The organism is Paenarthrobacter sp. NPDC058040 (assembly GCF_042885775.1).
Classification (GTDB): domain Bacteria; phylum Actinomycetota; class Actinomycetes; order Actinomycetales; family Micrococcaceae; genus Arthrobacter.
The window spans coordinates 631,115-643,181 of record NZ_JBHVRN010000001.1; the positions used below are offsets into that span (position 1 = coordinate 631,115).

General features: G+C 63.5%; 7 protein-coding genes and 1 rRNA gene. 7 read left to right on the plus strand and 1 reads right to left on the minus strand.

All coding sequences use genetic code 11. The annotated features are described in order from the left end of the window. Positions 1–6 precede the first annotated feature (6 nt). From ACFVSJ_RS02800 to ACFVSJ_RS02810, 3 genes are all read left to right on the plus strand, one after another. Positions 7–1,212: an argininosuccinate synthase gene (locus ACFVSJ_RS02800; protein ID WP_387434119.1), complete on the plus strand. Its 1,206-nt coding sequence runs from the start codon at positions 7–9 to the stop codon at positions 1,210–1,212. Then, positions 1,212–2,627, plus strand: coding sequence for an argininosuccinate lyase (gene argH, locus ACFVSJ_RS02805; RefSeq protein ID WP_387434121.1), 1,416 nt, complete (start codon positions 1,212–1,214; stop codon positions 2,625–2,627). Before ACFVSJ_RS02800 ends, argH begins: the two co-directional genes overlap by 1 nt. Before the next feature lie 77 nt (positions 2,628–2,704). Beyond that, a complete protein-coding gene (locus ACFVSJ_RS02810) occupies positions 2,705–3,451 on the plus strand; it encodes a maleylpyruvate isomerase family mycothiol-dependent enzyme (RefSeq protein ID WP_387434123.1) in 747 nt (248 codons plus the stop codon). Between the two features lie 256 nt (positions 3,452–3,707). On the opposite strand, the gene ACFVSJ_RS02815 is transcribed toward ACFVSJ_RS02810, so the two are convergent. Further along, positions 3,708–5,195 carry a DNA-3-methyladenine glycosylase 2 family protein gene (locus tag ACFVSJ_RS02815; protein WP_387434126.1) on the minus strand — a complete coding sequence of 496 codons (1,488 nt, stop codon included), beginning with the start codon at positions 5,193–5,195 and terminating at the stop codon, positions 3,708–3,710. A gap of 81 nt (positions 5,196–5,276) precedes the next feature. Between ACFVSJ_RS02815 and ACFVSJ_RS02820 the strand changes: the two genes are divergently transcribed. The 4 genes from ACFVSJ_RS02820 (at position 5,277) to ACFVSJ_RS02835 (ending at position 11,727) form a co-directional block, all read left to right on the plus strand. Continuing rightward, complete coding sequence (locus ACFVSJ_RS02820) at positions 5,277–5,927, plus strand: DNA-3-methyladenine glycosylase (RefSeq protein ID WP_387434128.1); 651 nt, start codon at positions 5,277–5,279, stop codon at positions 5,925–5,927. A gap of 119 nt (positions 5,928–6,046) precedes the next feature. After that, positions 6,047–8,275 (plus strand): AAA family ATPase, encoded by a 2,229-nt coding sequence (locus ACFVSJ_RS02825; RefSeq protein ID WP_387434130.1) that lies wholly within the window; start codon positions 6,047–6,049, stop codon positions 8,273–8,275. 37 nt (positions 8,276–8,312) lie between these two features. Further along, complete coding sequence (tyrS, locus tag ACFVSJ_RS02830; protein ID WP_387434132.1) at positions 8,313–9,623, plus strand: tyrosine--tRNA ligase; 1,311 nt, start codon at positions 8,313–8,315, stop codon at positions 9,621–9,623. Between the two features lie 576 nt (positions 9,624–10,199). Further along, a 16S ribosomal RNA gene (locus ACFVSJ_RS02835) occupies positions 10,200–11,727 on the plus strand. Positions 11,728–12,067 lie beyond the last annotated feature (340 nt).

Sequence of the window (12,067 nt, forward strand, 5' to 3'; positions counted from 1 at the left end):
ACTCTCGTGACTGAGCGCATTGTTCTGGCCTACTCCGGTGGCCTCGATACGTCCGTAGCCATCGGCTGGATCGGTGAAGCCACCGGCGCCGAGGTCATCGCCGTTGCTGTGGATGTTGGACAGGGCGGCGAGTCCCTGGAGACCATCCGCCAGCGCGCCCTGGGCTGCGGCGCCGTCGAAGCGTACGTTGCGGATGCCCGCGACGAGTTCGCCAACGAATACGCCATGCCCACCCTCAAGGCGAACGCCCTCTACCAGGGCCACTACCCGTTGGTCTCGGCCATCTCGCGTCCTGTCATCGTGAAGCACCTCGTGAAGGCGGCCCGCGAATTTGGCGCCACCACGGTTGCCCACGGCTGCACCGGCAAGGGCAACGACCAGGTCCGCTTCGAAGTCGGCATCCAGACCCTCGGCCCGGACCTGAAGTGCATCGCACCCGTCCGCGACCTCGCCCTGACCCGCGATAAGGCCATCGCCTTCGCCGAGGAAAAGGGTCTGCCGATCGAGACCACCAAGAAGAACCCGTACTCGATCGACCAGAACGTCTGGGGACGCGCCGTCGAGACCGGTTACCTCGAGGACATCTGGAACGCTCCTACCAAGGACATCTACGACTACACCGCGACTCCGGAATTCCCGCCGGCACCGGATGAGGTCATCATTTCCTTCGAGGCAGGTATTCCGGTGGCCATCGACGGCGTCAAGGTCACGCCGCTGCAGGCCATCCAGGAACTGAACCGCCGTGCAGGCGCGCAGGGCGTTGGCCGGATCGACGTCGTCGAGGACCGTCTGGTGGGCATCAAGTCCCGCGAGATCTACGAGGCCCCGGGCGCCATGGCGCTGATCACCGCCCACAAGCACCTCGAAGACGTCACGATCGAGCGCGAACAGGCCCGCTTCAAGGCCACGGTCGGCCAGCGCTGGTCCGAACTTGTGTACGACGGACAGTGGTTCTCCCCGCTCAAGCGCTCCCTTGACGCCTTCATCGAGGACACCCAGAAGTACGTCTCCGGCGACATCCGCATGGTCCTCCACGGTGGCCAGGCCATCGTCAACGGCCGCCGCTCGGACACCTCGCTGTACGACTTCGACCTCGCCACCTACGACACCGGCGACACCTTCGACCAGTCCATGGCCCGTGGTTTCATCGAACTGTGGGGCATGTCCTCCAAGGTTGCCTCGGGCCGTGACCTCCGGGTTGCTGGACAGTAATGACGTCGGCAACTAACGAAGGCGCGCTGTGGGGAGGCCGGTTCGCCGGCGGCCCCGCGGACGCGCTGGCCGCACTGAGCAAGTCCACGCACTTTGACTGGCGGCTTGCCCGCTACGACATTGCCGGTTCAAAGGCGCACGCCCGGGTGCTGGCCAAGGCCGGGCTGTTGGACGACGCCGAGCTTGAGGGCATGCTGGCCGCCCTCACCCAGTTGGACGAGGACGTCGCGAGCGGCGCCTACCTTCCGGCCGAGAGCGACGAGGACGTGCACGGTTCGCTGGAACGCGGCCTCATCGAGCGCGCCGGTACCCAGTTGGGTGGCAAACTCCGTGCAGGCCGTTCGCGCAACGATCAAGTGGCGACGCTCGGCCGCATGTTCCTTCGCGACCACGCCCGGATCATCGCGCAGGGCGTCCTCGCGACCATCGACGCGTTGGTTGAGCAGGCCAAGGCCCACCACGGCGTGGCCATGCCCGGCCGTACGCACCTGCAGCATGCGCAGCCGGTCCTCCTGAGCCATCACTTGCTGGCTCACGCCTGGGCACTGCTGCGCGATGTGCAGCGCCTCCAGGATTGGGACAAGCGCGCGGGCGTTTCGCCGTACGGCTCCGGTGCCCTGGCCGGTTCCTCGCTGGGCCTTGATCCTGAAGCTGTCGCTGCGGACCTTGGCTTCTACTCGGCAGTCCACAACTCCATCGATGGCACCGCTTCCCGCGATGTCTTTGCCGAGTTCGCCTGGGTGTGCTCCATGATCGGCGTGGATTTGTCCCGGATCTCCGAGGAAGTCATTTTCTGGGCCACCAAGGAGTTCTCCTTCGTCACGCTGCACGACTCGTACTCCACTGGGTCCTCGATCATGCCGCAGAAGAAGAACCCGGACGTGGCTGAGCTCGCCCGCGGCAAGGCGGGACGCCTCATCGGCAACCTGACCGGTCTGCTGGCCACGCTCAAGGGTCTTCCGCTCGCGTACAACCGCGATCTCCAGGAGGACAAGGAACCGGTGTTCGACGCCGCGGACACCTTGGAGCTGCTGCTCCCGGCAGTGTCCGGCATGATCGCCACGCTCACGTTCAACCGTGAGCGCCTGGAATCGCTGGCACCGCAGGGCTTCGCACTGGCAACGGACATTGCCGAATGGCTTGTCCGCCAGGGCGTGCCTTTCCGCGAGGCACACGAGCTCTCCGGGGCTGCGGTCAAGCAGGCCGAAAGTCGCGGCGTGGAGCTGTGGGACCTGACGGACGAAGAGTATGCAGCGATTTCGGAGCACCTGACTCCTGAAGTCCGCACAGTGCTGAGTACCGAAGGTTCGCTCAACAGCCGTAACTCGCAGGGCGGAACGGCACCGGCCGCCGTCGAACGCCAGCTTGTAGCACTTGAAGCGGAACTTGAGGCTGCGCGCTCCTACGCGTCGTAGCATCCAATGAGCAAGAGCGGGACGGTGCCCTCCGGCACTGTCCTGCTCTTGCTTTAACCGTGCGTTAGCATGGCGCTATGACCCCAATCACAGCTGAGACGCTGCCCGCAGAGCTTCACAAAGCCGCCGGCAACGTCACTCGTCTCCTGACCAAAATGGACGAATCGTCCGTCACCGAGCCGTCTGAACTCCCCGGCTGGACGCGCGGACACGTACTGGCACACCTCACCGGCATTGCCAACGCCATGGCACGGCAGCTGGAGTATGCCCAACGGGGCGAAAAGATCGAACTGTACGACGGCGGCATGGAAGGCCGCACGAAGGCGATCAACCTCGCCGCGGGACACAGCCTTGCCGACCATACGTCCTCGGTCACCGCCGCGGTCGATTCTGCGGTTTCGGCGTTCGACGCCCTGGAACAGGACGGCTGGCAGGCACCCATCACCTACCGCGACGGAACAGTGTTCGACGGCGGCCTGGCGCTTTGGCGGGAACTCACCATCCATGCCGCCGACCTTGGCCTGGGTTACGGCCCGGAGACGTGGAGCCGGCCTTTTTGCGAGCACCTGTTCGACTTCCTGACCGCAAGGGTCCCGGCGGAGAACAAGTTCGTGCTGCAGCCTACCGGCCTGCCGCCGCGGACACTCGGCAGTGGAGGAACGTCCATCGCGATCACAGGCATGATCACTGACATCGCGGCGTGGCTGGCTGGCCGGGAACCCAGCCTGGGCTCGCTTCGCGCCACCGCAGCGGCCGATGGAGTGGACCTGCCGGCACTGCTGCCCTGGCCCTCCGGTGTTCCCGCGCAGCCCCCGGCCCACTGACCCCCACCCACCCGGACGCTCTCTCACGTATCACCCCCTTCAGGCGGACGCTCTCTCACGTATCACCCCCTTGACCCGGATCCTCTCTCACGTATCACCCCCTTGACCCGGATCCTCTCTCACGTATCACCCCCTTGACCCGGATCCTCTCTCTCGTATCACCCCCTTGACCCGGATCCTCTCTCCCTTGCTTCACGCCAGTGAGAGAGCGTCCGGCGGGAAGGGGCGGTTTGGTGAGAGAGCGTCCGGGGGAGGGTCAGCGCTTCACAGCCGCCGCGCGCCAGAGGTGCATGACGGCATAAGAACGCCACGGGCTGACTTCCCGGAAGTCGGTGCTCAAGGCCGGGCCGGTCGCCAGGGACTTCAGGCCGTTGCGCACGGCGGCGTCGTTGCCAAGGAAGACATCGGGCGCCCCGAGTACGCGCATGGCCATGTAGCCCACTGTCCACGGACCCACCCCGGGAAGCGGTAGAAGCTTCCGTGACAGGCTTTCGTGGTCGTCGCCGTAACCGAATTCAAGGCTTCCGTCGGCCATGGCGCTGGCTGCGGCGATCACGGAATCGATGCGCCGCTGTGGTCCCCGAAGGAGTTCCCTGCCGTGATCGGCGAGTTGTGCCGCCGTCGGGAACAAGCGCTCCAACCCGCCATCGCCGTTCTTGAGTGGTGCTCCAAGGACAGCGAGCTGCGTAAGCGCCGTCCGGGCAGCGGCAACGGTGATCTGTTGGCCGATCATGGCACGGACCAGCAACTCCTGCGGATCGACGGCCCCCGGGAGCCGGATCCCCGGCACGGCAAAGACGCTGGCTTGGAGCCGGGGATCCTCGGCAAGGGCCTCATCGATGGCGACGGGGTCGGCGTCGAGGTCAAACAACCTGCGGACGCGGCTCAGCAGGACGGGCAAGTCGTGCAGGTCGGCGACGGTTGCCGTGAGTTGCAATCGTGGCTTACCAGCGGGAGAGACAGGAACAGGATCGCAGGACACCGTGAATACGGCCTGTCCGCGGGGGAGTTGCAGTGTTCTGGAGTACCTTCGACCCCCGTCTGGTTCCGGCTCCGAGGTCTCGATTCCGGGCACCGCCCTCACCGCCAGGAAGTCGAAGATGCCGGGGTCGAAGGGCTCCCGGAATGGAAGATTCAACGTCAACGTTGCCGGGGCAACGGCTCCATCTCCGTGCCGCCGGGCCAAGCGTGGCGCACTGGCGCGTACCGCCGTCGGGGTCATGGCGAAGACTTCGCCGATGGTGTCGTTGAATTGCCGCACGCTGTTGAAGCCAGCCGCAAACGCGACGTCGGCAAGCAGCATGTCGGTGGAGACCAACAGCGTCCGGGCCGTTTGCGCGCGGCTGGCCCGCGCCAGGGACAGGGGGCCGGCACCGAGTTCGTGGCCAAGGATCCGGTTCAGTTGGCGGGAGGAGTAGCCCAAACGGCGTGCCAGACCGTCCACGCCCTCGCGGCTGATGACACCGTCGTTGATGAGCCGCATGGCCCGGGCCGCCACATCCGATCGCTGGTTCCACGCCGGCGTCCCGGGAACGGCCTCGGGAAGGCAACGCTTGCAGGCCCGGTAGCCCGCTTCGTGCGCGGCGGCGGACGTTTCGTAGAACGTGACGTTCTCGGCTTTCGGCGTCCTGGCTGGGCAGGACGGACGGCAATAGATGCCGGTGGAACGGACGGCCGTGAAGAATTGACCGTCGAAGCGGGGGTCGCGCGCATCGATCGCCCGGTAGCGCTGCCAGAAGTCCATGCCTTCATCCTGCCAGCCGGCACGAACCGCTGCTAGCGGAAATCGGACATGACCGCACAACGTGTTGCTAAGGTCTGAGTCATGACAGCCACCGATGCTCGCGGCGTCCGCGACTTCCTGTCCGGAGACCCTCGGACCCTGGCGCCACTTGTCCTCGGGGCAGTGCTGACGCACCACTCGGAATCCGGTCCGGTGTCGGTGAGGCTCACCGAAGTGGAGGCCTACATGGGACCGCGCGACTCGGATCATCCCGACCCTGGTTCGCATACCTACGGCGGCTTAACGGCCCGGAATGCGCCCATGTTCGGTCCACCTGGATTTCTCTACGTCTATTTCACGTATGGCATGCACTACTGCGCCAACATCGTCTGTGGTCCCGAGGGCGCCCCCTCGGCATTGCTCCTGCGCGCCGGCGAGATCGTAGAAGGCGAAGAGCTGGCCGCGCTGCGTCGTCCGGCATCCAAAGCGCACAAAGACCTCGCCAGCGGACCCGCGCGCCTCGCCTCCGCGTTGGGACTCACGACGGCGGACACCGGCCGCGATGCGCTCGCCGCACCGTTTGCGCTGTGGTTGCCTGAGTCACCGCCGGCTGCCGTGGCGAGCGGACCCCGCGTTGGCGTGGCCGGGCCGGGTGGGACCACGGAGTACCCGTGGCGTTTCTGGATCGAAGATGATCCCACGGTTTCCAGGTACAAGGCGGCACGTCCCAGGGGTCGATCCCGTCAGGCCTGACGCGTCGTCATCGAGGCCGTTGGCGCGCCACGGTCCGGCATGCGGCTTGTACCCCACGCGTTTACCAAAATCGCTGTAGAATGGACGGTCTGTCTTTTGCGATAGGGGTTACGGTTTCGATGCACGACGCTGATTTGGTTCACGAGCAGGAATACGTTGCCGGGTTGTACGCCCGGCTCGATGAGCTGCGCGAAGAGAAGCGCACCCAACTGGCGCAGGTGCGCAAGGCCGGTGCCGTGGGAACCATGCAGAACGTTTCGGAACGTGACGCGTTCGCCGCACTGTACGAGGACCGCCTGGCCCAGCTCGACGCCGTCGACGATCGACTGGTTTTTGGCCGCCTCGACCTGGACTCCGGCGAGGCGCAGTACATTGGCCGCATCGGGCTGTCCACCGCTGACCTGCAGCGGCTCATGGTGGACTGGCGTGCTCCCGAAGCCGGCCACTTCTACCAAGCCACGGCGTTCGACCGCCAAGGCGTGCGCCGCCGTCGTCACCTGATCCTGCAGGGCCGCGACGTCAAGGCGATCGAGGACGATGTCCTTGACGCGGACATGTTGGCGGACGACGATTCCCTGCAGGGCGAGGGTGCCCTGCTCGCTGCACTGAACTCCAAGCGCACCGGCCGCATGTCGGACATCGTTGGCACCATCCAGTCCGAGCAGGACCGGATCATCCGTTCCTCGATCTCCGGCGCACTGGTGGTCCAGGGCGGCCCCGGAACAGGCAAGACAGCAGTTGCGCTGCACCGCGCGGCCTATCTGCTCTACACCCACCGCGACCGCCTCAAGAGCGCAGGCGTCCTTCTGGTGGGCCCGTCGTCGTCGTTCATGCACTACATCGAGCGCGTTCTTCCCTCCCTCGGTGAAACCGGAGTGGTCATGGCGAGCCTGGGCCGCCTCATGCCGGGCATCCACGCTGTCCCGGAGGAGAACCCGGACATCGCTGCGCTCAAGGGCAAGCTGGACATGGCGGCCGTGGTAGCGAACGCCGTCGCGAACCGGCAGCGGACGCCGGGCAAGGACCGTGTCCTGGAAGTGGATTCGCGGAAGCTCACCCTGACTGAGCGGCAAGTCCGTCGCGCCCGCGATAAGGCGCGTGCCACGGGCAAGCCGCACAACGAAGCCCGGCTGACCTTCATCAAGATCCTGCTCCGCGAACTCACCGAGCAGTTGACGGATCAGGTGGAGGAAGCGAACATCGGCAACAACGCCGACCGCGCCTACCTCGCGGAAGATGTCCGGACTGCCCGCGACGTCCGCATCATGCTGAACCTGTGCTGGATGCCCATGACGCCGGAGAAACTCATTTCCGAGCTCTTCAGCAAACCGCAGATCCTCGAGGCCTGCACCCCGCACCTCACCCCCGAGCAGCGTGCTTTGCTGCAGCGGCCAGCGGATGCGCCGTGGACCGAAGCGGACGTTCCGCTCCTGGACGAGGCCGCCGAATTGCTCGGCGAACTGGATCCGGCAGCAGGCAGGGGACTGGCGCAGCAGGAAGCCGACCGCGCCCGCGATCTGGCCAACGCCAAGCAGACCCTGGCCAACATGGAAGCCATGGGCGTGGATGTCCTCATGACCGCTGAGGAATTGGCCGAGCAGAACCAGGAACGGGAAAGCCGCCTGACCGCGGCCGAACGCGCCACCAGCGATCGATCGTGGGCCTTCGGCCACATCGTGGTTGACGAGGCCCAGGAACTCTCGCCCATGCAGTGGCGGCTCCTGGTGCGCCGCTGCCCACTGAAGTCGTTCACGATCGTCGGCGACATCGCCCAGACGAGTGCCGCGGCTGGTGCCAATTCGTGGCAAAGCGCACTGGCGCCGTCGTTCGGAGACCGCTGGACGCTGGAAGAGCTGACGGTGAACTACCGTACGCCGTCCCAGATCGCCGAAGCCGCCGTGCGCATGGCCAATCGTGCCGGACTGGTCGTCTCGGCGCCGAAGGCCGTCCGTGAGGGTAAATGGTCGCCGATCGTGGACCGCGTGGATGCTGACGGAATTGTTTCGCGACTCGTGGATGTCCTCCCCGAGGAAATCGACGCGATCGACGGCGGCCTGCTCGCCGTTATTGCCGACGGTCCGCTGCTTCCACAAGCCATGGCGGCCCTCCGGGAAATCTACGGGCGACGCATCGGCACAGGTGCAGGCAGCTATGAGCAGGACATCGTTGTCATCAGTCCAAAGGAGGCCAAGGGCCTCGAATTCGACGGCGTTGTGGTGCTGGAACCGGCGGCCATGCTCAACCATGAGCACGGCAAGGTTGGCGATCTTTACGTCGCCATGACCAGGCCCACCCAGCGCCTCCGCCTTATCACCGCTGCGCCCCTTCCGGCCGGCATTGAACGGTAGGAATATCCGCGTGGGCAATCCTGCTAACTTAGAACTCGTGTCACACGTAAATAGCCTCGAGTCCCAACACAACGATCCCGCCTTTGCCAACGTATGGCAGGAGCTCAAATGGCGCGGCCTGGTTCACGTTTCCACCGACGAAACCGAACTGGAAAAGCTGCTCGCGGGGGACCCGATCACGTATTACTGTGGCTTCGATCCCACGGCGCCCTCCCTGCACCTCGGCAACCTCGTTCAGTTGCTGGTCATGCGCCGCCTGCAGCTTGCCGGCCACAAGCCCCTGGGGCTCGTGGGCGGATCCACAGGCCTGATTGGCGACCCGCGTCCGACGGCGGAACGCACCTTGAACACCAAGGACACCGTTGCTGAGTGGGTTGGCTACCTCCAGGGCCAGGTGCGGCGCTTCCTGAGCTTCGAAGGCGACAACCCCGCCCGCATGGTCAACAACCTGGACTGGACCGCGCCGCTGAGCGCCATCGACTTCCTGCGCGAAATCGGCAAACACTTCCGGGTGGGCACCATGCTCCGCAAGGATGCCGTGGCCTCGCGGCTCAACTCCGACGAGGGCATCAGCTACACCGAGTTCAGCTACCAGATCCTACAGGGCATGGACTACCTCCAGCTCTTCCGGGATTACGGATGTGCGCTGCAGACCGGTGGTTCGGACCAGTGGGGCAACCTGACCAGCGGCACCGAACTCATCCGCAAAGTGGAAGGCAAGAGCGTCCACGCTTTGGGTACGCCGCTCATCACCAACTCGGACGGCACCAAGTTCGGCAAGAGCGAGGGCAACGCCATCTGGCTCGACCCCGAGATGTGCAGCCCGTACACCTTCTACCAGTTCTGGCTGAACACGGCCGACGCCGATGTCGTGGATCGCCTCAAGGTCTTCACGTTCCTGACGCGCGCCGAGATCGAGGAGTTGGGCGCGGCTGTGGCCGAACGGCCGTTCGCCCGCGAGGGCCAGAAGAAGCTCGCCTTCGAAGTCACCTCCTTGGTCCACGGTGTCGAAGCAACGGAAAAGGTCATCGCGGCCTCGGCAGCTGTCTTCGGCAACGGCGACCTCTCTGTGCTCGATGAACCGACCCTCGCGGCTGCGACCGCCGAGCTTCCGTCGGCGAAGATCGGCGCTGATGGCTTGGGAATCATCGATCTGCTCGTTGCCTCAGGGCTTTCGGACAGCAAATCGGCCGCCCGTCGCACCGTCGGTGAAGGTGGGGCGTACGTGAATAACACCAAGGTGTCCGATCCCGACGCCGTGATTGGCCAGGACCAGCTCCTCCACGGCCGGTACCTGCTGCTGCGCCGCGGTAAGAAGAATCTGGCGACGGTAGAGATTTCCGCCTAGACCCCATACCCAAGGGCCGGTAACCGTTGGTTGCCGGCCCTTTGGCGTTTAACCCGGCCTCTTCTTCGGACGCTCTCTCACGTAAGTGCTCTTTCGGGGCGGATGCTCTCTCGCGTGGATGCCTTTAGGGTGTGATGGGGTTCATGGGGTGTGGATTTGTGTGTCGGGTTGGGGCTGTGTAAAGTTATTCGAGTTGCCGCCGCTGATGCGGAATGAATGGTGACAATCTCCCTTTCAAATGGCCGGTTTCCGGTGGTGCTTTGGTGTGCTGCTGGGTGTTGGTGGGGGTTCGGGCTGGTTTGCTTTGTGCGGCTGGTTCGGGTAAGTTTGAAAAGTTGCTCCGGAGCGATCCGTTGGCCCTGTTGGGTTGGTGGTGGTGCCGGTAGTGTCTGTTGTTTGAGAACTCAATAGTGTGCCAAGTTTGTTGATACCGATTGTTTTACCAATTGGTTGAAATTTATTGCCGAATTATCGCGCACCCCCGTGTGTGGTGGTTTGGTTTTCAGCTGGTTTCAGATTTGCAGCCGTTTTTGCCGTGATTTCCGGTGGGGGTGGTTGTGTTTCGTTTTTTGTTTTTGAACGGAGAGTTTGATCCTGGCTCAGGATGAACGCTGGCGGCGTGCTTAACACATGCAAGTCGAACGATGATCTGGTGCTTGCACCGGGGATTAGTGGCGAACGGGTGAGTAACACGTGAGTAACCTGCCCTTGACTCTGGGATAAGCCTGGGAAACTGGGTCTAATACCGGATATGACTCCTCATCGCATGGTGGGGGGTGGAAAGCTTTTGTGGTTTTGGATGGACTCGCGGCCTATCAGCTTGTTGGTGGGGTAATGGCCTACCAAGGCGACGACGGGTAGCCGGCCTGAGAGGGTGACCGGCCACACTGGGACTGAGACACGGCCCAGACTCCTACGGGAGGCAGCAGTGGGGAATATTGCACAATGGGCGCAAGCCTGATGCAGCGACGCCGCGTGAGGGATGACGGCCTTCGGGTTGTAAACCTCTTTCAGTAGGGAAGAAGCCCTCTTTGGGGGTGACGGTACTTGCAGAAGAAGCGCCGGCTAACTACGTGCCAGCAGCCGCGGTAATACGTAGGGCGCAAGCGTTATCCGGAATTATTGGGCGTAAAGAGCTCGTAGGCGGTTTGTCGCGTCTGCTGTGAAAGACCGGGGCTCAACTCCGGTTCTGCAGTGGGTACGGGCAGACTAGAGTGCAGTAGGGGAGACTGGAATTCCTGGTGTAGCGGTGAAATGCGCAGATATCAGGAGGAACACCGATGGCGAAGGCAGGTCTCTGGGCTGTAACTGACGCTGAGGAGCGAAAGCATGGGGAGCGAACAGGATTAGATACCCTGGTAGTCCATGCCGTAAACGTTGGGCACTAGGTGTGGGGGACATTCCACGTTTTCCGCGCCGTAGCTAACGCATTAAGTGCCCCGCCTGGGGAGTACGGCCGCAAGGCTAAAACTCAAAGGAATTGACGGGGGCCCGCACAAGCGGCGGAGCATGCGGATTAATTCGATGCAACGCGAAGAACCTTACCAAGGCTTGACATGAACCGGAAAGACCTGGAAACAGGTGCCCCGCTTGCGGTCGGTTTACAGGTGGTGCATGGTTGTCGTCAGCTCGTGTCGTGAGATGTTGGGTTAAGTCCCGCAACGAGCGCAACCCTCGTTCTATGTTGCCAGCGGTTCGGCCGGGGACTCATAGGAGACTGCCGGGGTCAACTCGGAGGAAGGTGGGGACGACGTCAAATCATCATGCCCCTTATGTCTTGGGCTTCACGCATGCTACAATGGCCGGTACAAAGGGTTGCGATACTGTGAGGTGGAGCTAATCCCAAAAAGCCGGTCTCAGTTCGGATTGGGGTCTGCAACTCGACCCCATGAAGTCGGAGTCGCTAGTAATCGCAGATCAGCAACGCTGCGGTGAATACGTTCCCGGGCCTTGTACACACCGCCCGTCAAGTCACGAAAGTTGGTAACACCCGAAGCCGGTGGCCTAACCCTTGTGGGGGGAGCCGTCGAAGGTGGGACCGGCGATTGGGACTAAGTCGTAACAAGGTAGCCGTACCGGAAGGTGCGGCTGGATCACCTCCTTTCTAAGGAGCTGCTAACAACTGCCGGTGTCCGTGCATGCGGTCATGGTGTGGTTGTCAGTGTTGCCCATTGCGCAGGCGGATGTTCTGCGGTGGGTGCTCATGGGTGGAATATCAACAAATCAAATCTTTTTTTGGCATGGCCGTCATGGTTGTGTCCTGGTGCCAGTACGGCAACCGAGTCCTTTGGGGTGTGGTTGTTGGGAACGTGTCCGGGGTGCGGGGTGTGGTGGTTGTGTTTGGTGCACTGTTGGGTCCTGAGGCAACAGGACCTTCACGCAGCTTTTGCGGGGAGACATGTTTCTGGTGTTTCTTTGTTTCCTGCGACTGGCTTCCTGCCGCA

Excerpts from the sequence above, each read along its gene's own strand:
- argH (WP_387434121.1), top strand. The coding sequence starts at position 1,212 with ATGACGTCGGCAACTAACGAAGGCGCGCTGTGGGGAGGCCGGTTCGCC.
- ACFVSJ_RS02810 (WP_387434123.1), top strand. The coding sequence starts at position 2,705 with ATGACCCCAATCACAGCTGAGACGCTGCCCGCAGAGCTTCACAAAGCC.
- ACFVSJ_RS02815 (WP_387434126.1), bottom strand. The coding sequence starts at position 5,195 with ATGGACTTCTGGCAGCGCTACCGGGCGATCGATGCGCGCGACCCCCGC.
- ACFVSJ_RS02820 (WP_387434128.1), top strand. The coding sequence starts at position 5,277 with ATGACAGCCACCGATGCTCGCGGCGTCCGCGACTTCCTGTCCGGAGAC.
- ACFVSJ_RS02825 (WP_387434130.1), top strand. The coding sequence starts at position 6,047 with ATGCACGACGCTGATTTGGTTCACGAGCAGGAATACGTTGCCGGGTTG.